Consider the following 20,180-nt stretch of genomic DNA (forward strand, 5'->3'; position numbering starts at 1 on the left):
AAGCCGGGGCGATCGGCGACTGACGCCGGTCGCCGTGCCTATTCTTCCTTTGCGAACCACGCGAAGTTTTCCGAACGGATCCGCTCGATCTGCGTCTTGATACGCGAGAGGTGCGCGCGCATGGCCTCGGCCGAAGCCTCTGGGTTGCGGCTTTTCAGGGCGTCGAGAATGCGCAGGTGATCCTCCCACGCGGCGCGCGATGCGAAGATCAGCGAGAGCATCCGCACCCGGTCCATGTGACCCTTGTTTTCAGCGATCAACTCCCAGGTAAAGCCAAGCCCCGAACGCATGCAGATCTCTCGGTGGAACTGGTCGTCGAGCCTGTGAAAGCCCGGCTTGTCCTCGGCCTTGATGGCCTTGTCCTGAGCGTCGATGATCCGCTCAAGCGCCTCGATATCGGCATTGCCCAAAGCCTCGGCGGCGACACGCACGGTTTCGACCTCAAGCGCGGTGCGGATGAACCGCGCCTGCATCACTGCTTCCGACGAGATAAGCGTGACGGTCGTCGCGCGCTGCGGCCGGATCAGCAGGAAACCCATCTTCGACAGCCGATAGAACGCATCGCGCACAGGTTGGCGCGACACGCCCATCTGCTTGGCGACATCCACCTCGGAAATCTTCGCGCCAGGCTGCAATTCCAGCGAAAGAACCTGACGCTGCAACTCGGCGAAAACCAGATCGGCCACCGAGGGGCGGTTGGTCAGATCGAGTTGCGGCAGTTGGACAGGATCGGTCATTCGGCTTCCTCATTGACGAGCGCGCTATACTAGCATATTAGTTTATTAGACCATCAGAAGTCTACTGGAATGATTAGCAGCGAAAAGGGATGGATGTCATGGCCTTGCTAGATGAGAATCGCCTTTTCCCGGTTGAGGGCAGTGCGCGCTCGCTGGCGCGCGACCTCTATGACACCGTGAAAAGCGCTCCGATCGTCTCGCCCCATGGCCATACCGATCCGCGCTGGTTCGCCCAGAACGAGGCCTTCCCCGACCCGGCGCAGCTATTCGTCACCCCCGATCACTATGTCTTCCGCATGCTGCATTCGCAGGGCGTGCCGCTTGAGGCGCTCGGCGTGCCGCGCGTCGATGGCGGCCCGACCGAGACCGACGGGCGCACGATCTGGCGGCTGTTCGCCAAGCACTATCACCTTCTACGGGCGACGCCCTCGCGCATCTGGCTCGACCACGCCTTCCAGGAGGTCTTCGGCCTGACCGAACGCTTGTCCGACGCCACCGCCGACGACTATTACGACCATATCGCGCAGTGCCTTGCGCAACCGGCGTTCCGCCCGCGGGCCCTGTTCGAGCGGTTCAATATCGAGGTCATCGCCACCACCGAAAGCCCGCTCGACGATCTGAAATGGCACCGGATGATCCGCGAAAGCGGCTGGGGCGGACGCGTAATTACCGCCTACCGCCCCGATCCGGTCGTCGATCCCGATTTCCAGGACTTTGCCCGAAACGTCGAAACCTTCTGCGCCCTTGGTGGCCAAAGCGGCACGGGCTGGCAGGCCTATCTGGACGCACACCGCGCGCGGCGTGCCTATTTCAAGGAATTCGGCGCCACCTCGACCGACCACGGCCATCCCACCGCCCGAACCGAGAACCTCTCGTCCGCCGAGGTCGAGGCCCTTTACAACAAGGTTCTGTCGGGCAAGGCCGACGCGGCGGAGCGCGAGGCCTTCCGCGGTCAGATGCTGACCGAGATGGCCCGGCTTTCACTGGAGGACGGGCTGGTAATGCAAATCCACCCCGGCGCAATGCGCAACCACTCGGACCCCGTTCTGGGGCGTTTCGGGCGCGACAAGGGCTACGACATCCCGACCCGGACCGATTACGTCCACGCGCTGAAACCGCTGCTGGATGCGGTGGGCGAGGAGCCCGATCTGCGTGTGATCCTCTTCACTCTCGACGAAACCTCTTATGCGCGCGAACTGGCGCCGCTTGCGGGGGTCTATCCCTGCCTGCGGCTTGGTCCGGCATGGTGGTTTCACGACAGCTACGAAGGCATGACCCGTTTCCGCCAGATGACGACTGAAACGGCAGGGTTCTACAACACCGTCGGCTTCAATGACGACACCCGCGCCTTCTGTTCGATCCCCGCACGCCATGACGTTGCGCGCCGGGTCGATGCGGCATTCCTCGCCAATCTGGTCGCCACCGGGCGGCTGCAAGAGGACGAGGCATATGAGGTCATCCAAGACCTTGCACACCGGCTTGCACGGCAAGCCTACCGGCTCTGACGAGCCACCAACGGGAGGAGAAACATGAAAAAGCAAACCCTGATCGCGGCGCTTCTTGCCACCGTCGCATCGACCGGCATGGCCTTCGCGGAATGCGAAGTCACGCTTAAGTCCTCGGACACCCACCCCGACGGCTATCCGACCGTCGAAGCCGTCAAGTTCATGGGGGATGAGCTGAAGGCGGGAACCGGCGGGCGCATGTGCGTCGAGGTCTTCCACTCGGCCCAGCTGGGCGAAGAGAAGGACACGATCGAACAGACCCAGTTCGGCGTGATCGACCTGAACCGCGTCTCGCTCGGGCCGTTCAACAACATCATCCCGGAAACGCAGATCCCCTCCCTGCCCTATATCTTCCGCTCGGTCGAGCACATGCACAACGTCATGGATGGCCCGATCGGCGAGGAAATCCTGGCGGCCTTCGAGGCGCATGACCTGGTGGGCCTTGCCTTCTACGACGGCGGTTCGCGCAGCTTCTACAATAGCCAAAAGCCGATCCGCTCGATGGAAGACCTCAAGGGCATGAAATTCCGCGTCATGCAGTCGGACCTCTTCGTCGACATGGTCTCGGCCGTGGGCGCCAACGCCACCCCGATGCCCTATGGCGAGGTCTATTCCTCGATCCAGACCGGCGTCATCGACGGGGCCGAGAACAACTGGCCGTCCTATGACAGCTCGGGCCATTTCGAGGTCGCGAAATATTACACGCTCGACCAGCACCTGATCGTGCCCGAAGTCCTCGTGATGTCGAAGAAAACCTGGGATGGCCTGTCGGCCGAGGATCAGGCCGCCGTGCGCAAGGCCGCTAAAGACTCTGTCCCCGTGATGCGCGACCTCTGGGCCGCCCGCGAGAAGGAATCCGAGGCCAAGGTCATCGCCGCCGGTGCCGAGGTGATCACCGACATCGACAAGACCCCCTTCATCGAGGCGATGGTGCCGGTCTACGAGAAATACGTCACCTCCGACAAGCTCAAGGACATGGTCGCCCGCATCCAGGCGACCGAGTAACGACCGGCTGCGGTGCGCGACAAGTTTCGCGCACCGCTTCATCCAGGCCAATTGGGGGGCTGGCAGTGAAGGACTTCATGGAACGGGTCGCGCGGGTGACCGGCGCCTTGGCGCAGCTTGGGCTGATGCTTGCGGGAACGGGCGTGGTGGTGATGACGGTGTTCATCGCTGCGCAGGTGTTCTGGCGTTACGTACTAAACGACTCGCTGCAATGGACCGAGCCGGCGGCCGTGATGATCATGGGCTGGTTCATCTTTCTGGGCGCAGCTGTCGGCATTCGCGAGGGCTACCACCTCAGCTTCGACGTGCTGCTTTACGTGCTGCCCGAGCGTGCGCGTCTTACGCTTCACACGGTTTCCGACGTGGTCGTCGCGGCCTTCGGCTGCGGCATGATCTGGTACGGCGCGCAACTTGCCGAGAATACCGCGGGGAACAAGGTTCCGGGCCTCGGCATCTCGGGTGCGTTCGATTTCCTGCCCATCGTCGTCGGTGGCGTCCTGCTTGTGCTGTTCAGCATCGAGCGGATCGCGCGCCGCGCCGCCGGGCTTCCGACCCTGCGCTTCGGCGACGATCACGAGGAGGCGTGAGCGATGGAACTCTGGATCCTGTTTGGAACATTCATCACCCTTCTGCTGATCGGCACACCGGTTGCCTTCTGCCTCGGGGCAGCCTCGCTGGCGACGGTGCTTTATCTGGACCTGCCGCCAGTGGTGGTGTTCCAGCGCTTGAACTCGGGCGTCTCGGTCTATGCGCTGATGGCGATCCCCTTCTTCATCTATGCCGGTGACCTGATGGTGCGCGGCGATATCGCGCGCAGGCTGGTGGCACTGGCGGGTGCCCTTGTCGGGCATATGCGCGGCGGGCTTGGCCAGGTGAACATCATGGCCTCGGTCATGTTCGGCGGCGTGTCAGGCTCGGCGGCGGCCGATGCCTCGGCGGTCGGCGGCCTGATGGTGCCGCAGATGAAAGAGCGCGGCTACGGCGTTGATTACGCTGTAAATATCACCGTCGTCGCCTCGATCATCGCGCTGATGATTCCGCCGTCGCACAACATGATCATCTATTCGATCTCGGCCGGCGGGAAGATCTCGATCGCCGACCTCTTCACCGCGGGCATCCTGCCGGGCTTGCTGCTGGCGCTGTCGCTGATGGTCGCCGCCTGGTTCGTGGCCCGCAAGCGCGGCTACCCGACCGAGCCCTTCCCCGGGCTGCGCGTCCTTGGCCAGCTGTTTGTCAGCGCCGTGCCGGGCATCATACTGATCCTGATCATCTTCGGCGGCGTGCGCTCGGGCATCTTCACGGCCTCGGAAAGCTCTAACATCGCGGTGGTCTATGCGCTGCTGGTGACACTGCTCGTCTATCGCTCGCTCAGCTGGGTCGATTTCCTGGCCGCGACCAAGGCGGCGGTGCGCACGACGGCCATGGTGCTGATGGTGATCGGCTGTGCGGCCTCGTTCGGCTGGCTTCTGGCCTTCCTGAAGGTTCCGGCCTCGCTGGTCATGGCGCTGCAGGGCTTCTCCGACAACCCGATCGTGATCTTGCTGCTGATCAACGTGGTCCTGCTGATCCTGGGCACCTTCATGGACATGTCGCCGCTGATCGTCATCACTACGCCGATCTTCCTGCCCGTGGCTCAGGCTTTCGGAGTGGACCCGGTGCATTTCGGCGTGATCCTTGTGCTCAACCTCGGCATCGGCCTGTGCACCCCGCCTGTCGGCGCCGTGCTCTTCGTCGGCTGCGCGGTCGGCAAGGTGCCGATCTGGACGGTGATGCGCTCGATCTGGCCGTTCTATGGCGCCGCCTTCGCAACCCTGATGGCAGTGACCTATGTCCCCGCGCTGTCGCTCTGGCTGCCGTCCGTCTTTCGCTGAGGTATGACCATGATCAAGACCTTCCCCATCGTCACCACCGACCCCCGCATCACCCGGCAGGTGCTTGCGGACGCCCCGGAACTGATGGTCGTGTCCTTCAACTTTGGCGAGGCGGGCGCCGAGGGGAAACTGCACAGCCACCCGCATGTGCAGTCGACCTACTGCGCCTCGGGCCGGTTTCGCTTCACCGTCGCCGGCGAGGCGTTCGAGGTCGGCCCCGGCGACAGCTTCGTCATCCCCTCCGGCGCGGTGCATGGCTGCCTGTGCCTTGAACCCGGGGAGCTGATCGACAGCTTCACCCCGCGCCGCGACGATTTTCTGTGAAAGGATAGTTCCATGCTGCATGTCGAAACCCGCCACGCCGTCCATCAGGACCACGCCCGCACCATGGATACCACCGCGCTGCGCAAGCACTTCCTTGGCGAGGGCATGTTTCAGGATGGCCAGATCCGGCTGATCTACACCCATTACGATCGCTTCGTGATCGGCGGGGCCGTGCCTGCGGGCAACAGCCTGACACTCGACAAAGTCGAAGAGACGCGCACCGCGACCTTCCTTGAACGGCGCGAGATGGGCATCGTCAATATCGGCGATACCGGGACCGTTACCACTGGCAGCGATAGCTGGACGCTCGAGCGCGGCGACGTGCTTTACCTTGGGATGGGCGCGGGCCCGGTTACCTTCGAGGGCGCGGGGCGGTTCTATATTACTTCGGCCCCTGCACACCGCGCCTTCCCCAGCCGCTTGATCCGAATTGGCGACAGCAAGGAAATGCGGCTTGGCGACAGTGCGACCTCGAACAAGCGGGTGATCAACCAGTTCATCCATCCGCTGGTGATGGAAAGCTGCCAGCTTGTTCTGGGCTACACCACGCTGCTTGACGGGTCGGTCTGGAACACCATGCCCGCGCATGTCCACGACCGCCGGATGGAGGCCTATCTTTACTGGGGCATGGACGAGGCCGCGCGCGTGCTGCACCTGATGGGCGAACCGCAAGAGACCCGCCATCTGGTCATCGCGAATGAAGAGGCGGCGATCTCTCCTCCCTGGTCGATCCATGCGGGCGCGGGCATCGGTGCCTATACGTTCATCTGGGCGATGGCGGGCGACAATATCGACTACACCGACATGGACTTCGTGCAACCGGGAGAGCTGAGATGAGCGTCTTCTCCCTTGCAGGCCGCAAGGCGCTGGTCACGGGTGCAAATACCGGCATCGGGCAGGCGATTGCCATGGCGCTGGCGGCACAGGGCGCCGCCGTCACCTGTGCGGGCCGCTCCCCCGCCCGCGAAACCGTTGACGCGATCAAGGCGGAGGTAGGTATCGCCGACGACCTGGCGCTCGACCTGTCCGACCCGCTCGCCGCGCGCGACATCTTCGCCGGTCAGGGATATTCGATCCTGGTGAACAACGCCGGGATCATCCGCCGCGAGGACAGCATCGCCTTTTCCGAAAGCGACTGGGACGATGTCATGGACATCAACCTCAAGGCGGTCTTCTTCACCTCGCAGGCCTTCGCCAAGGCCTGCCTCAAGGCGGGCGAAACCGGTGCCATCGTCAACATTGCCTCTCTGCTATCGTTTCAGGGGGGCATTCGTGTGCCCTCCTACACCGCTTCGAAGCACGGCGTGGCGGGGCTGACCAAGATCCTGGCCAACGAATGGGCGGCCAAGGGCCTCAACGTCAACGCCATCGCACCGGGCTATATCGCCACGAACAACACCGAGGCCCTGCGCGCCGACCCGACCCGCAACAGCGCAATCCTCGAACGCATCCCCGCAGGCCGCTGGGGCGTTCCAGCTGATATCGGTGGGACGGCGGCTTTCCTGTGTTCTCCCGCCGCGCGCTACATCAATGGCGCGGTGCTCAACGTCGATGGAGGTTGGCTTGCCCGCTGAACGCCTTTCCCGCACCCGATCCGCCCCTGTGGCGGGGATCGTCCATCTGGGGCTTGGAGCCTTCTTTCGGGCGCATGGCGCGATCTACACCGAAGAGGCCGTGACGGCCTCCGGCGGGAACTGGGGCATTGTCGGGGTGTCGCTGCAATCGGGAACCATGCGCGATGCCCTCAAACCGCAAGGCGGCACCTATATCGCGCTCGAACTGGCGCCCGAGGGCCGCAAGCCGCGCCATGTGCAGATCGTTTCGGATGTGCTGGTTGCGCCCGAAGACCCGCAGGCGGTGCTGGAACTGATGGCCGACCCCGCGATCCGTATCGTCACCCTGACGGTCACGGAAAAGGGCTATTGCCATCAGCCCTCGACCGGTGCGCTGAACCTGTCGCATCCCGATATCGCGCATGATTTGTCCAGCGACCTGCCCGTTTCCGCCCCCGGCTTTCTGGTACGCGCACTTGGGCTGCGCCGCGCGCGGGGTCTGCGCCCGTTCACCGTTCTGACCTGCGACAACCTCCCCGAAAACGGGCGTGTCGTCCGTGGCGTTGTTCTTGAACTTGCCCGCCGGATCGACCCCGCACTGGCCGACTGGATCGCGGCCGAGGCCCGCTTCCCCGCCACGATGGTTGACCGCATCGTTCCCGCGACCAAGCCCGAGGATATCGCCGAAGTCGCGGCGCTGGTTGGCGCACAGGACATGGCGCCGGTGATGCACGAACCCTTCCGCCAATGGGTGATCGAGGACGATTTCGTCGATCATGCCCGCCCGGACTGGGGCGCTGTGGGCGCGCAGCTTGTCAAGGATGTCACGCCATTCGAGCATATGAAGCTGCGGATGCTGAACGGTACGCATTCCTCGCTCGCCTATCTGGGTTACCTGGGCGGCCACGAGACGATCAGCGACACCGTTGCTGACCCGGCCTATGCGCGCTTCGTCAAGGCGCTCTGGCAAGACGAGATCATCCCGAACCTTGCCGCGCCCGAAGGCGTCTCGCTGAGCGATTACGCCGAGGCGCTGTTCGCGCGCTATGCCAACCCGGCCATCCGGCACCGCACATGGCAGATCGCAATGGACGGCAGCCAGAAACTGCCGCAGCGCATTCTTGGCACGCTGGCCGAAGCCATCGCCGCCGGGCGCCCCTGCCCGGGCCTGATCCTCGCCGTGGCCGCCTGGATGCGCTATGTCGGCGGCGTCGACGAGGCGGGCCAACCGATCGACGTCAAAGACCCGCTGGCCGAACGGCTGCGCGCCCTGTCGGACAGTGCTGAGGGCGGGGCCGACAAGGTGCGCGCGCTCCTGACCCTGCGCGAGGTCTTCCCACCAGAACTGGCCGCGCAGATCGAGGCCCCGCTTGTCGCCGCCTATGAGACGCTTGTGGCCAAGGGCGCCCGCGCCGCAGTCGAGGAGTTCGGGCAATGATCGAAACCTGGCGCTGGTATGGACCCGAGCTGGACCGCATTCCCCTGTCCGAGATCGCGCAGACTGGCGCCTCGGGCATCGTGAACGCGCTGCATGAAATCCCCTATGGCGAGGTCTGGCCCCGCCCCGCCATCGCCGCCCGCAAGCGCATGATCGAGGACGCGGGCTTCGTGTGGTCTGTTGTCGAAAGCCTGCCGATCCATGAGCGCATCAAGCGCGCCGATGGCGATCTGAGCACGCTTTTCGCCAATTACCGCCAGTCGATGGCCAATCTGGCGGCAGAGGGCGTGACGACCATCTGCTACAACTTCATGCCGGTGCTGGACTGGACCCGCACGGATCTGGCTGCGCCCGTCGCGCGGGGCGGCACCTGCCTGCGCTTCGAGGCCTATCGCATGGCCGCCTTCGAGGTGCATATGCTCGGGCGCGAGGCCGCGCGCGAGGACTACCCGCAAGAGGTGCTCGAGCGCGCCGCGATCTGGTTTCAAGCCGCAAGCGAGGCGGACCGCGACAGCCTCCTGCACGCCATCATGTCGGGCCTGCCCGGCGCCTTCGACCGATACGACATCGCAGGCCTGCGCGCGCAGCTAAGCCTTTACGACGGGATCGGGCGCGAGGAGCTGCGCGCGAATTACCGCCGCTTCCTGCAAGAGGTCATCCCGGCGGCCGAAGACCTTGGCATCCGCATGTGCGTTCATCCGGACGATCCGCCGCGCAACATCCTCGGTCTGCCGCGTATCGTGTCGAGCGAGGAGGACATCGCCTGGATCCTAGGCGCGGTGGACAGCCCCGCGAACGGGTTGACGCTCTGCACCGGCTCGCTTGGGGCAAACCCCGCGAACGACCTGCCGCGGATAGCAGATCGCTTCGCCGAACGCATCCACTTCGCCCATCTGCGCAATGTGCGCAAAGACCCGGACGGGTCATTTGACGAAGCCGCGCATCTCGATGGCGATACCGACATGGTCGCGGTGATCCGCGCCTTGTTGGACGAAGAGGCCCGCCGTCGCGCCACTGGCCGCGCCGATCACGCCATCCCGTTCCGTCCCGACCATGGGCATGAACTCGGCCCCGACATCGGGCGCGGCACTTTCCCCGGCTATCCGTTGGTGGGGCGGTTGCGCGGGCTGGCGGAATTGCGCGGTGTCATGCGCGCGCTAGCGCATCCGGTGCACCATGGCTGATCCGATCATCCTAAACCCGGCGGATTCGGTTGCGGTGCTGGCCACCAGCGCCCGAAAAGGCGACGACCCGCTTGGCCTTGGCGCAGCTCTGCCAGCCCCCCTGCCCGCGGGTCACAAGCTTGCCCGGATCGCGATGGCCAAGGGCGCGCCCGTGATCAAGTTCGGGCAGTTCATCGGCTCGGCCACCGAGGATATCCCGGTGGGCGCCCATGTTCATTCGCACAACTGCACCTTTGCCCCGCATGACGAAAGCCACGCTATCGGCGCCGACCTCGCGCAGGCAGAGGCCGCCGTTTCGGCCCTTTCGCGCAGCTTCATGGGCTACCGGCGCGACGACGGGCGCGTCGGAACCCGCAACTACATCGCGCTTTGCGCCACCGTGAATTGCTCGGCCACTGTCATACGCAAGGCCGCGCAAGAGCTGGAGGCCGAGGGCGCCCTTGCCCCCTACGCCCGGATCGACGGGGTAATCGCACTTGCCCATGGCACTGGCTGCGGCATGGCGGCCACCGGACGCGGGGCGGATTACCTTGACCGTGTGCTTTGGGGGCACGCGACCCATCCCAATGTGGGCGCAGCGGTGTTCGTGGGCCTTGGCTGCGAGGTCATGCAGATCGAGCGGATGCGCGCGCATTACGGCTCCGGGCAACCCGCGCGGTTTCATGCCCTGACCATTCAGGCCACCGGCGGCACCCGCGCAACAATCGAGGCGATCAAGGCGCATGTGCGCGGCCTTCTGCCCCTAATCAACCAGGCCGAACGCGAGCCCTGCCCGGTTTCGGAACTGCGTATCGGGCTGCAATGCGGGGGCTCCGATGGGTTCTCGGGTATTACTGCCAACCCCGCGCTTGGCGTGGCATCGGACATGATCGTGGGCTGCGGCGGCACCGTCATCCTGTCGGAAACCCCAGAGATCCACGGTGCCGAGGGCCTTTTGCTGCGCCGCACCACCCCAGACGTGGCCGAGCGCCTGATCGCCTGCCTGAACTGGTGGGAAGATTACGCGGCCCAGGGCGGCGGATCGCTCGACAACAACCCATCGCCGGGGAACAAGGCAGGCGGGATCACGACGATCCTTGAAAAATCCCTTGGTGCGGTGGCCAAGGCCGGGGCGACCCCGCTGCGTGCCTATTATGACTATGCCGAACAGGTCACCCAGCCCGGCCTCGTGTTCATGGACAGCCCCGGCTACGATCCGGTCTCGGCCACCGGGCAGATCGCGGGGGGCGCGCAACTGATCGTCTTCACAACCGGGCGCGGCTCTGCCTTCGGCTCGAAACCCGCGCCCACGTTAAAACTGTCCACATCGGACCGGCTGTTCGACGCAATGCAAGATGACATGGATCTCAACTGCGGAGATATCCTGTCGCAAGGGGTAAGCCTGACCGACAAGGGCGCCGAGATCTTTGAGGCCATACTGCGGGTGGCCTCGGGCGAGCCTTCCAAATCCGAGACCCTCGGGCTGGGAGATTTCGAATTCGTGCCCTGGCAGGTCGGGGCGGTGATGTGAGGACACCATGAGCAAGCACCGGGTCGCCTGCGTCGGCGAAGCGATGATCGAGTTGAATATCGACAATCCGGGCCGACAGATCGGCTTTGCCGGCGATACGCTGAACACGGCAATCTATCTCGCCCGCTCAGCGGGCGATGCGGCCGAGGTCGAGTTCGTCTCGCGCATCGGGCGGGATGCGATGTCGGATCGCATTGCCCAGTTCATCCGCTCGGAAGGCGTCGGCACCTCGCAGCTGGTACGCCACCCTGACCGGCTGCCAGGGGTCTATGCCATCGCGGTGGATGCGCAGGGCGAGCGGAGCTTTTCTTACTGGCGCAACCAATCCGCTGCGCGCACGCTGTTCGAGGACGGCTTCGCGCAACTGGACGGCTTCGATACGATCTATCTCAGCGGGATCACCCTCGCGATCTTGCCGCCCGAGGTGCGCCGGAGCCTGCTTGCGCACCTCGCGGCACATCCGGCACAGATCGTGTTCGACTCCAACTACCGGCCCCGCTTGTGGGAAAGCCCCGAGGTCGCTCGTGCGACGACCGAGGCAGCCTGGCGTGTGGCTGACATTGGCCTGCCTTCGATCGATGACGAGATGGCGCTGTTTGGCGATACGGACGAGGCAGCGGCTCTGACACGCCTGCGTAGCTATGGGCTGGCGCGTGGCGCCTTGAAGCGCGGCGCCAAAGGCCCTCGACCTCTCAATCCCACCGTCAGCACCACGCACCCCTATCCCGGCGCCCCGGCCGTCGTGGATACCACTGCCGCCGGAGACAGCTTCAACGGCGCCTATCTGGCAGCTCTGATCACGGGGAAAACCGAGGAAGCCGCCCTGCGCGCGGGCCATGACATGGCCATTCGCGTCATCGGCCAGCCCGGTGCGATCATACCGCTTGGTTGAACGATAAAGCGAAGGGGCTGATCCGGCGCGTTGGGCTGGCACAAAGGGTTATGCCTTTCGGCCAGACAGGCGAGCGATTGGGCCGGGATTGCCTGCCAAAGGTTGGGCGCGGCTCAGAAAATCATTTAAAGACAGAAGGATAAAGTTTCTCCTCAGCGAGGAAATCAGATCCTGCACGCGCGCAAACCCAGCAAATTACGGCAACCGGCGACGGTCCCATCCGGCGACAAGAAGCTACCGAAACACCGGACACGTCACGCTCAAAACGATGTCGACAGAAGGCCTCCCCGCGCCAATCAGACCTGCCCGGGGAGACGCAACATCCTAGTGGCTGATGTCCACCATGACATCCAAGAACGGTGCGTATTGCTGGGCTCCGAAGATGTCCCCGTCCCCCGCACTGCCAGAGGGCCGGTCCCGCAGAATGGTGAACTTGATCGCATATGCCGGGTCGTACTCGACGAAATCGGTCAACCGTGCCGGGTCCACATTGAGGATCCGGCACACGCTGTCGGGCGTGAGCGCCTTCGAGCGCTTGACCAACTCGTAGGTTTCCTTCTCGCGGAAAATGATGTCGAAGGTGATCTTGTCCGTTCCGGCGTTCTTGGATCGAATTGTCTTGGCCAGATCAGCGAGTTTCTTATGCGTGTTCATGAAGGCTCTCCTCAGCCGATCACGGCGGTATGGGTGGGGAACAGCTCGAGCGGATCGTCCACCGCCATTGTGTGGTTGAGCGTCCAGCGATAGGCGGGGCTTGCCTGCATCACCTCATCGAGCACGAAAGAGACGCCACCCGCGGTGCCCTTCACATCCGGCAGTCGCGCGTAGAACAACTGGCGCGTGCCGGTCATGGTGACTTCCTCGGCCATCTCGCGGGTGGGCGCGATGCCTTGGACGACGATGCACAGTTCATGCCCCGGCTGATCCTTGAGCGGCTCAAGGTCGCCCATCACGCCATTGCGCCCGAAGACCGAGTAATGCAGCTCCCATCCTTCGGTACCGAAGCGTTCCTCGGCCTGGCGCCGCGCCCAGGCGATCACCTCATCGACATGAGCGATCGTGTAGGGGTCGCGGATGCCAGCCATGCCCACGAAACGCTCTCCGACCTTGCCCGAACCCTCAAGCTTGACGCGGAATTCGGTGACTGGTTCGAATTCCATCCCGGTCACACGGGTCGTCTTGTCCGCGACCTGGTCATAGTGGCAATCGGTCATGTCGAGCATCCCGCCCGCCACGAATTCATGGAACGGATTAGAGCGCTCGTACATCGCGTGACCGGCGACCGAGGCAACGGTGCAGCGTTGTTCGGGTGACATCGCTGTCACCTCGACATGCTCTGGCGTGATCTCGCCCATGACGGTTTCCTTGGCACCGTAGGGCTCGGCACAGAACGAGGCACATTCAAGTACCTTGCCGAGATAATAGCTTTGCGCCTCGGGATAACCGCGCGACAGGGCTGCGGCGGCGAAGATGGCGCTGTCAGAACTGCGGCCGCCGATGATGACGTCGCACCCTGCTTCGAGCAGCTTCATGAACGGATGCACACCCGCCATCGCGACGATGCGCTGCGTCGCGTCCAGCTCGTCCTCGGTCAGTTCCGGACGTGCATCCAGTCCCTTGATCGGAGAACCGCCACGGATCTTGGCGCGGACATACTCGCGGTCGACCTCCGAGTAGAACCAGCCAAGTTTGAAGGGCGCGAGCTTGTGGCGCGCGGCGATGTCGCGAATGATCTCGACATACATGTCTACGCGGCTGTTGGTGCCGGTATCGCCCGCCGAGCCAATGATCATTGGCACGCCCAGACTGCGCGCGGCCAGCAGCATTTCCTCAAGGTCATGCTCTTGCCAGGCGCGCGGGCTGGCGCAGCTGTCGTTGCCAAGCGGAACCGGGCCGATATCGTCACTACCGGAGTCGGCCGCGATGAAGTCGGGCTTCGCGGCCACGCCAAGATGAAAGCTCCCCGTCTTGAGGGGGGCGAAGCCGAGATGCCCGTTCGGGCAGATGATCTTGAGCGATGCCATGGATGCCTCGTATTGCTATCGTTCCGCAACTTTATATGCAGGTTTCGTGCCAGCCTTTTTCGCGCTCAGATCCCCTCCATCATCGAGATCACGGGCAAAATGCGTGCATCCCGCGCGCGAATTACACGCAAGCGCGGCAGGGTCGGCGAAATAGGGATATTCAGTCCTGCTTCAGACCAAGCTTGATCAGCTGGTGACGCAGCGCATGACGGCTGAGTTCGAGCAAATCAGCAGCCGCCTGAACATTTCCACCCGCCTGCTCAAGCGCCTGCAAGACGATCTGCCGCTGGAAGGCCGATGTCAGTTCGTGGAAACTGCCGCCGATGATGGGTGCGGCCTCAGTTTGCGGGGCTGCTTCGCGCAGGCTGCGCGGAATCCGCTCAGGCAGATGCTTGGGCAGGATTTCATCCTCTTCCTCGAGGATGAAGATTCGTTCGAGCAGGTTTTCGAGTTCGCGAACATTCCCCGGCCAGCGATAGGCGCGAAAGATCTCGGCCGTCTCGGGGTGTAGCCCGCGCACCTTGCGCCCATATTGGCGATTGTAGCGGTCGATGAAATGCTCTGACAGGCTGATGACATCCTCGCCCCGCTCGCGCAGCGCCGGAATGTTCAGCGCCACGACCTGCAGGCGATAATAGAGATCCTCGCGAAATTTGCCTGATTTCACCTCGGACAGCAGGACCTTGTTCGTCGCAGCGATAAAGCGCACATCGACCGAGGTCGCTTTGACCGCGCCGACCCGGCGGAACTGCTGTGTATCGAGCAGGCTGAGCAACTTTGCCTGCAGGGTCAGGTCCATCTCACGGATTTCGTCGAGGAAGATCGAGCCCTGATTTGCCGCCTCGACCAGCCCGAGCTTGCGCTCGACCGCGCCGGTGAATGCGCCGCGCTCATGGCCAAAAAGCTCCGACTCCATCAGGCTTGCCGGGATAGCCGCGCAATTGAGATCGACGAATTCCTTGGCCGCGCGGCCCGAGGCCCTGTGGATCATCCGCGCAACCAGCCCCTTGCCGGTGCCGGTCTCGCCGTAGATCAGGACGGTGCGCACAGGGCTTTTCGCGACACGCTCAACCAGCCTGCGCAGCGCAAGAATATCCGGATGCGATCCGATCATCTCGTTCTTGTAATCCGCCATGCCCCGCTCTGCGCCAGCCACCGAACCGCCCTCCTAGCCGGTCAACTCGTGCGCGTTCCACGCGGTTCGGCAAGGGGAGCCTGCGCAGAGTAGCAGGCCCGGCGCCACGCAGGAATAGATCGCCGAGGCAATCGTCAGCGTGCCGTCTTCGGCTCCGTGCTGGCAGATTGGCGCCCCGCCCTCGGGGTGGGTGGCCATCAGTTCGCGTGCCGTTGCCCGATCCCAGGCCTTTTGGGGCAGCTTTTCCGCCAGAAACTCGAAGCGTCGCCTCGAATTCGAGGCGATGCAGTCCCCCTCGGGCAAGAGCGTATCGTCAGCCAATTCTGCGGTGACGTAGTGATTTGTGCGCATGACACAGCCTCTGCGGATGATCTGCGGACCGGCAGCCCCCAGTTCGACCGCTGCGGTTGCGCCGCTCGCGTCCGCCATGATGAGGGTCCCGCCCCCGGCATGGGGATGGGCCTGAACCATGCGCACTGCCTCGTCGACGCTCGCACATCGCGCCAGAAGCCGGGTCATAAGAAAATAGCGCAACCAGCCCACACGGTGATGGCGCACCGCCACCTGCGTATCGGCCAGCGCAAAGCCGCGTGCATTGATGCCCGACGAATAGGCGCCGGGGCTGCCCAAGCTACCGAGACAAAGTAGAGCACCCGTTTTCACATCAGGGCCCTCGTGCCGGGCAACCGTCTGAATGCCCAGATGCATGCCCGAGAAATCCCGGTTCTTCACGACGAGCGGGCCATCCGGCCCCCCTGCAACCGCCCAGGCGGAACAGCCATCGTCCAACCGCGCACCCCCCTTGAGATCACGCAGAGTTCCCAGGTGGAGATGGGCGAACATCTCGGCGGGGTCAAAACCGAACCCAGCCGCGATCCCCTCGAGTTCCGCCAGCCCCTCGGGATCCACATGGGCATGGAAAGCATGTTGCCTGCGCAAGTATTCTTCAGCCGCGGCGTCGATCAATCCCTCTGCCCGCGCCTGCGCTACCCGCCCGATGGTTGCGGCGCGCACCTGTTCAATTCGCCCCGCCTGCGCCTGCCCGCGCCCGCGCTCTTCGGCGGTTCCAGCCAGCACAAGCGAAAGCGCATCGCTCATGCTGGCACCTCCTCCAGCAGCGACAGGTTTTCGGCCAACCTTAGGCAAGCGGCGGTGTGACCCGGCCCGACAGTCTCGGTCTTGGGCACGATCTTGCCGCAGGCGTCAGTCGCCAATGGGCAACGCGTGTGGAACTTGCACCCCGAAGGCGGACGCAAAGGCGATGGCAAATCGCCCGTTAACCGCACACGCTTGCGCCGCCCTGCGTGGTCAACCTCGGGAACCGCCGACATCAGGCTTTGCGTGTAGGGATGACGCGGATTGGCCAGAACCTCTTCCACCGGCCCCATTTCGACAATCTCGCCCAGATACATCACCGCCACACGGTCTGCGAGATAGCCGATGACCGAGATGTCGTGACTGATGAACAGGTAGGTCAGCCCCATCTCGCGCTTCAGCTCCAGCAGGAGCGCGATGATCTGCGCCTGGATAGAGACGTCCAGCGCCGAGACCGGCTCGTCGCAGACGATGAACTCCGGATGCGAGACCAGCGCGCGGGCAATGCCGATCCGTTGCCGCTGACCGCCCGAGAACTGATGCGGATAGCGATCAAGTTGCCCGGGTTTCAGCCCCACCCGGGCGCAGATCGCGGCGACTTTCTCACGCGCCTCTGCATCTGTCTTGGCAAGCCCATGCAGCCGGAGCGGCAGGCCCACGATCTCGGCCACCGTGCGGCGCGGATTGAGGCTGGCATAGGGATCTTGAAAGATAATCTGCATCCGGCGACGCATCGCCTTCATCTGCGCGGGATCGAGCGCGGTCACTTCGGCGCCATCAAAGGTCACCCGCCCCTTCGTCGGCTCATGCAAGCGCAGGATCGCGCGCCCAAGCGTGGATTTCCCGCAGCCGGACTCACCGATCAGGCCCAGGATTTCACCCTTCTCGACTGTCAGGTCGATGTCGTTCACCGCACGAACAACCGTCTTTTCACGTCCGGTGATCCGATCGAAGATACCATCACGGCCTTCGTAATGCTTCGAAAGACCCTCGACTTTCAGAAGGCTCATGCTTCATCCTCCCCGATCAGAATACAGCGCGCGCGCCGTTGCGGCCCGGCTTGGCGCATTTCAACGGGCGTAAGGCAGGCGTCTCGTCTGTGCGCGCAGCGCGAATAGAAACGGCATTGTGGTGGCAGGCCGATCAGATCGGGCACCTGCCCTTCGATCGGATGGATGGGCTGACCGCGCAACCCGGGCCGCGGGATCGAGGCCAGAAGCCCCTGAGTGTAGGGATGTTTCGGCGCCCCGATCACCTCGGCTGTCGGCCCCTCTTCGACGACCTGCCCGGCATACATAACCATGACGCGGTCGCAATGTTCAGCCACCACGCCAAGATCGTGGGTAATCAGCGCCACGCTCATGCCCAGCCGCGCCCGGATGTCCGAAATCAGCTCCAGCACCTGCGCCTGGATTGTAACGTCAAGCGCCGTCGTCGGCTCATCCGCGATCAGCAGCTTGGGCCGGCAGGCCAGCGCGATGGCGATCATGATGCGCTGACGCATACCGCCCGAGAATTCGTGCGGATATTGTTTCAGCCGCGTCTCGGCGGAAGGGATACCCACAAGGCCCAGCATCTCGACCGAGGTATTGCGGATCGCCGTACGCCGGGCGGCACCGCGCGCGGGCAGCGTTTCGTCATGGGCCTCCAGAACCTCGGCAATCTGCTCGCCCACGGTCAACGCGGGATTCAGCGCCGTCAGCGCGTCCTGCATCGTCATGGCGATATCGCGCCCCCGAACTGCGCGCATCTCGCGTGGGGTCAAACCGCGCAGGTCGCGCCCGTCAAAGACCACGGTGCCGCTCTCGATATGTCCGGGGGACTTCACCAGCCCCATGACCGAGGAGAATGTCACGCTCTTGCCCGAGCCGCTCTCGCCCACGATGCCAAGGCATTCGCCGCGCCGCACCTCGACATCGACCCCGTCCACAGCGCAAACCCGACCAGCCCGCGTTTCGAATACGGTGCGCAGTCCGCGCACTTCCAGCAAAGCGTCTTTCATTCGGAGAACCTCGGATCAAAGGCATCGCGCAGGCCCTGGCTGGTCACGTTGATGGCAAGGACCAGGAGCAGGATCGCAAGACCGGGGAAAGTCGAGACCCACCAGGCCTCGAGGATGAAGGCGCGCCCGTCCGACACCATCGACCCCCAGGACGCGGTCGGCGGCTGAACGCCAAGACCGAGAAAGGATAGCGACGCCTCGAGGATGATGACATGCGCCATGCGGATCGTCGCGACCACGATGACGGGCGAAAGCACGTTCGGCAGGATCTCGCGCAGCATGATATGCCAACGGGATGCACCCAGCGCGCGCGCAGCCTCGACATACTCCAGTTCACGCGTCACCAGCGTCTCGCCACGCACGACGCGGGCCGGGATCACCCATTCCTTGTAGGCGAGCGCGAGAATGATGTTCCACAACCCCGGCCCCATCATCGCCATCAGGCCGATCGCAAAGATCAGGTAGGGGAACCCCAGGAGGATATCGACAAGGCGCGAGATGAGAATATCAACCCAGCCGCGCAGGTAACCGGCGGCGAGACCGGCAAGGATGCCGACCGTGGTCGCCACGAAGATGACGGCAAGACCGATGAAGATCGAGATCCGCGCGCCGTAGATGATCCGCGAAAGGATATCGCGGCCAAGCGCATCGCAGCCCAGAAGGAACGACCACTCGCCCCCGGCGATCCATGCCGGCGGTTGCAGGCGTCGGAAAAGATCGGTCTCGTTGGGGTCATGCGGTGCAATCCAGGGCGCGAACACGGCCATCACCGCGAACAGCACGACAATAAGCGCGCAGGCCATCGCCAGCCGGTTTGCAGCAAAGTTCGACAGGTTGCGCCGAAAGATGGATTCCGAGGCGACGGGGGTATCGGCTGTCATGGTCACAGTTTCACCCTCGGGTTCAGAACGGTGTAGAGCAGGTCGGCGATGAAGTTCAGCAGCACATAGGTGACGGCGTAGAACAGCACGGCGGCCTGAACGAGCGGGTAGTTGCGCAGGAAGATACTCTCGACCACCAAACGCCCAAGGCCTGGCCAGCCAAAGACCGTCTCAACGATCATGTTGCCACCCAGAAGGCTGCCGGTTTCGATCGCAGCGACCGAAACAGTCGGGATAAGCGCGTTCTTGAGCGCATGACGGAACAGGACGCGACGGCGCGAGAGGCCCTTGGCATCGGCAAAGGTCACGTAATCCTGCCGTAGCACCTCAAGCATCGAGGTTCGTGTCACCCGCATCAGGATCGCCGTCATCGGCAGTCCCAGAGTGATCGCCGGAAGGATCAGGTGCGCCAGCGCATCACCAAAAGCGCGAAGGTTCCCGGCCAGCAGCGTGTCGATGAGTAGAAAGCCCGTGACCATCCTTACCTCTGCATCAAAACCGATGCGGCCGGACACAGGAAGGATGTGCAGATGCACAGCAAAGAGCATCAAAAGCAGGATACCGAACCAGAAGCCTGGCAGCGATACGCCCAACAGCGAACCAACAGTCGCAATCCGGTCGAAGATCGAATTCTTGCGGATCGCTGCCAGAACCCCCAGCGGGATGGCCGTGACCAGCGCTACGATCAGCGCGACGAGGCTCAGTTCGATCGTGGCTGGAAGGCGCTCGGCGATCACGTCCCCGACCGGTCGGCGGTGGTAGAAGCTCTCGCCGAAATCGAACTGGACTGCATTGCCGAGGAAGATGAAGAACCGCTCGATCATCGGGCGATCAAGGCCAAGGCCGCGGCGCAGTTCGGCCTCTTGTTCTGGGGTAATCGACTGATCGCCGATCATGATCTGCACCGGGTCGCCCGGCGTCAGGGCCATCATCACGAAGACGATGACGCTGACGCCCAGCAGGACGGGCAGGAGTTGTGCGATACGCTCCAGGAGCTTGCTCAGGCTCATGCCCGTTCCTCCGT

General features: G+C 63.7%; 20 protein-coding genes. 11 read left to right on the forward strand and 9 right to left on the reverse strand.

From position 1 onward, the window contains the following. Positions 1-38: 38 nt before the first annotated feature. On the reverse strand, positions 39-737 hold the full coding sequence (locus tag LZA78_RS16725; RefSeq protein ID WP_233678041.1) for a GntR family transcriptional regulator: 699 nt from the start codon (positions 735-737) through the stop codon (positions 39-41). Between the two features lie 98 nt (positions 738-835). Between LZA78_RS16725 and uxaC the strand changes: the two genes are divergently transcribed. From uxaC to LZA78_RS16780, 11 genes are all read left to right on the forward strand, one after another. Continuing rightward, positions 836-2,242, forward strand: coding sequence for a glucuronate isomerase (gene uxaC / locus LZA78_RS16730; RefSeq protein WP_233678042.1), 1,407 nt, complete (start codon positions 836-838; stop codon positions 2,240-2,242). A gap of 24 nt (positions 2,243-2,266) precedes the next feature. After that, positions 2,267-3,247: a TRAP transporter substrate-binding protein gene (locus tag LZA78_RS16735; protein WP_233678043.1), complete on the forward strand. Its 981-nt coding sequence runs from the start codon at positions 2,267-2,269 to the stop codon at positions 3,245-3,247. A 77-nt stretch (positions 3,248-3,324) separates the two neighbouring features. Beyond that, on the forward strand, positions 3,325-3,834 hold the full coding sequence (locus LZA78_RS16740) for a TRAP transporter small permease (RefSeq protein WP_233678044.1): 510 nt from the start codon (positions 3,325-3,327) through the stop codon (positions 3,832-3,834). Between the two features lie 3 nt (positions 3,835-3,837). Further along, a complete protein-coding gene (locus tag LZA78_RS16745; protein ID WP_233678045.1) occupies positions 3,838-5,118 on the forward strand; it encodes a TRAP transporter large permease in 1,281 nt (426 codons plus the stop codon). Between the two features lie 9 nt (positions 5,119-5,127). After that, positions 5,128-5,442 (forward strand): cupin domain-containing protein, encoded by a 315-nt coding sequence (locus LZA78_RS16750; RefSeq protein WP_233678067.1) that lies wholly within the window; start codon positions 5,128-5,130, stop codon positions 5,440-5,442. A gap of 12 nt (positions 5,443-5,454) precedes the next feature. After that, entirely contained in the window at positions 5,455-6,279 is an 825-nt protein-coding gene (gene kduI / locus LZA78_RS16755; protein ID WP_233678046.1) for a 5-dehydro-4-deoxy-D-glucuronate isomerase, read from the forward strand. Continuing rightward, positions 6,276-7,016, forward strand: coding sequence for a 2-dehydro-3-deoxy-D-gluconate 5-dehydrogenase KduD (gene kduD, locus LZA78_RS16760; RefSeq protein ID WP_233678047.1), 741 nt, complete (start codon positions 6,276-6,278; stop codon positions 7,014-7,016). The genes kduI and kduD overlap by 4 nt, the downstream gene beginning before the upstream one ends. Next, entirely contained in the window at positions 6,994-8,433 is a 1,440-nt protein-coding gene (locus tag LZA78_RS16765; RefSeq protein WP_233678048.1) for a mannitol dehydrogenase family protein, read from the forward strand. Before kduD ends, LZA78_RS16765 begins: the two co-directional genes overlap by 23 nt. Next, the gene (gene uxuA / locus LZA78_RS16770) at positions 8,430-9,617 is read left to right on the forward strand and encodes a mannonate dehydratase (RefSeq protein ID WP_233678049.1); all 1,188 of its coding nucleotides are present in this window, start codon (positions 8,430-8,432) and stop codon (positions 9,615-9,617) included. The genes LZA78_RS16765 and uxuA overlap by 4 nt, the downstream gene beginning before the upstream one ends. Then, the gene (locus tag LZA78_RS16775) at positions 9,610-11,127 is read left to right on the forward strand and encodes a UxaA family hydrolase (RefSeq protein WP_233678050.1); all 1,518 of its coding nucleotides are present in this window, start codon (positions 9,610-9,612) and stop codon (positions 11,125-11,127) included. Before uxuA ends, LZA78_RS16775 begins: the two co-directional genes overlap by 8 nt. A gap of 7 nt (positions 11,128-11,134) precedes the next feature. Further along, a complete protein-coding gene (locus tag LZA78_RS16780) occupies positions 11,135-12,019 on the forward strand; it encodes a sugar kinase (RefSeq protein ID WP_233678051.1) in 885 nt (294 codons plus the stop codon). 324 nt (positions 12,020-12,343) lie between these two features. Here LZA78_RS16780 and LZA78_RS16785 read toward each other — a convergent pair whose 3' ends face one another. The 8 genes from LZA78_RS16785 to LZA78_RS16820 all read right to left on the reverse strand — a co-directional run bounded on the left by LZA78_RS16785 (position 12,344) and on the right by LZA78_RS16820 (position 20,166). Next, positions 12,344-12,673, reverse strand: a complete 330-nt coding sequence (locus LZA78_RS16785; protein ID WP_233678052.1) for a DUF4387 domain-containing protein — start codon at positions 12,671-12,673, stop codon at positions 12,344-12,346. Between the two features lie 11 nt (positions 12,674-12,684). Continuing rightward, positions 12,685-14,043, reverse strand: coding sequence for an acyclic terpene utilization AtuA family protein (locus tag LZA78_RS16790; RefSeq protein ID WP_233678053.1), 1,359 nt, complete (start codon positions 14,041-14,043; stop codon positions 12,685-12,687). Between the two features lie 160 nt (positions 14,044-14,203). Then, positions 14,204-15,199, reverse strand: coding sequence for a sigma-54 interaction domain-containing protein (locus tag LZA78_RS16795; protein WP_233678054.1), 996 nt, complete (start codon positions 15,197-15,199; stop codon positions 14,204-14,206). 12 nt (positions 15,200-15,211) lie between these two features. Continuing rightward, on the reverse strand, positions 15,212-16,276 hold the full coding sequence (locus LZA78_RS16800; protein WP_233678055.1) for a C45 family autoproteolytic acyltransferase/hydrolase: 1,065 nt from the start codon (positions 16,274-16,276) through the stop codon (positions 15,212-15,214). Beyond that, positions 16,273-17,283: an ABC transporter ATP-binding protein gene (locus LZA78_RS16805; RefSeq protein WP_233678056.1), complete on the reverse strand. Its 1,011-nt coding sequence runs from the start codon at positions 17,281-17,283 to the stop codon at positions 16,273-16,275. Before LZA78_RS16805 ends, LZA78_RS16800 begins: the two co-directional genes overlap by 4 nt. Further along, a complete protein-coding gene (locus LZA78_RS16810) occupies positions 17,280-18,275 on the reverse strand; it encodes an ABC transporter ATP-binding protein (protein ID WP_233678057.1) in 996 nt (331 codons plus the stop codon). Before LZA78_RS16810 ends, LZA78_RS16805 begins: the two co-directional genes overlap by 4 nt. Further along, a complete protein-coding gene (locus tag LZA78_RS16815; protein ID WP_233678058.1) occupies positions 18,272-19,156 on the reverse strand; it encodes an ABC transporter permease in 885 nt (294 codons plus the stop codon). The genes LZA78_RS16810 and LZA78_RS16815 overlap by 4 nt, the downstream gene beginning before the upstream one ends. Before the next feature lie 2 nt (positions 19,157-19,158). Continuing rightward, positions 19,159-20,166, reverse strand: coding sequence for an ABC transporter permease (locus tag LZA78_RS16820; protein ID WP_233678059.1), 1,008 nt, complete (start codon positions 20,164-20,166; stop codon positions 19,159-19,161). Positions 20,167-20,180 lie beyond the last annotated feature (14 nt).

It is taken from the genome of Rhodobacter flavimaris, assembly GCF_021378075.1.
Classification (GTDB): domain Bacteria; phylum Pseudomonadota; class Alphaproteobacteria; order Rhodobacterales; family Rhodobacteraceae; genus Rhodobacter; species Rhodobacter flavimaris.

Bases quoted from the DNA above. Each gene is read 5' to 3' on its own strand.
- LZA78_RS16725 (WP_233678041.1), bottom strand. From the start codon at position 737: ATGACCGATCCTGTCCAACTGCCGCAACTCGATCTGACCAACCGCCCC.
- uxaC (WP_233678042.1), top strand. From the start codon at position 836: ATGGCCTTGCTAGATGAGAATCGCCTTTTCCCGGTTGAGGGCAGTGCG.
- LZA78_RS16735 (WP_233678043.1), top strand. From the start codon at position 2,267: ATGAAAAAGCAAACCCTGATCGCGGCGCTTCTTGCCACCGTCGCATCG.
- LZA78_RS16740 (WP_233678044.1), top strand. From the start codon at position 3,325: ATGGAACGGGTCGCGCGGGTGACCGGCGCCTTGGCGCAGCTTGGGCTG.
- LZA78_RS16745 (WP_233678045.1), top strand. From the start codon at position 3,838: ATGGAACTCTGGATCCTGTTTGGAACATTCATCACCCTTCTGCTGATC.
- LZA78_RS16750 (WP_233678067.1), top strand. From the start codon at position 5,128: ATGATCAAGACCTTCCCCATCGTCACCACCGACCCCCGCATCACCCGG.
- kduI (WP_233678046.1), top strand. From the start codon at position 5,455: ATGCTGCATGTCGAAACCCGCCACGCCGTCCATCAGGACCACGCCCGC.
- kduD (WP_233678047.1), top strand. From the start codon at position 6,276: ATGAGCGTCTTCTCCCTTGCAGGCCGCAAGGCGCTGGTCACGGGTGCA.
- LZA78_RS16765 (WP_233678048.1), top strand. From the start codon at position 6,994: ATGGAGGTTGGCTTGCCCGCTGAACGCCTTTCCCGCACCCGATCCGCC.
- uxuA (WP_233678049.1), top strand. From the start codon at position 8,430: ATGATCGAAACCTGGCGCTGGTATGGACCCGAGCTGGACCGCATTCCC.
- LZA78_RS16775 (WP_233678050.1), top strand. From the start codon at position 9,610: ATGGCTGATCCGATCATCCTAAACCCGGCGGATTCGGTTGCGGTGCTG.
- LZA78_RS16780 (WP_233678051.1), top strand. From the start codon at position 11,135: ATGAGCAAGCACCGGGTCGCCTGCGTCGGCGAAGCGATGATCGAGTTG.
- LZA78_RS16785 (WP_233678052.1), bottom strand. From the start codon at position 12,673: ATGAACACGCATAAGAAACTCGCTGATCTGGCCAAGACAATTCGATCC.
- LZA78_RS16790 (WP_233678053.1), bottom strand. From the start codon at position 14,043: ATGGCATCGCTCAAGATCATCTGCCCGAACGGGCATCTCGGCTTCGCC.
- LZA78_RS16800 (WP_233678055.1), bottom strand. From the start codon at position 16,276: ATGAGCGATGCGCTTTCGCTTGTGCTGGCTGGAACCGCCGAAGAGCGC.
- LZA78_RS16805 (WP_233678056.1), bottom strand. From the start codon at position 17,283: ATGAGCCTTCTGAAAGTCGAGGGTCTTTCGAAGCATTACGAAGGCCGT.
- LZA78_RS16810 (WP_233678057.1), bottom strand. From the start codon at position 18,275: ATGAAAGACGCTTTGCTGGAAGTGCGCGGACTGCGCACCGTATTCGAA.
- LZA78_RS16815 (WP_233678058.1), bottom strand. From the start codon at position 19,156: ATGACAGCCGATACCCCCGTCGCCTCGGAATCCATCTTTCGGCGCAAC.
- LZA78_RS16820 (WP_233678059.1), bottom strand. From the start codon at position 20,166: ATGAGCCTGAGCAAGCTCCTGGAGCGTATCGCACAACTCCTGCCCGTC.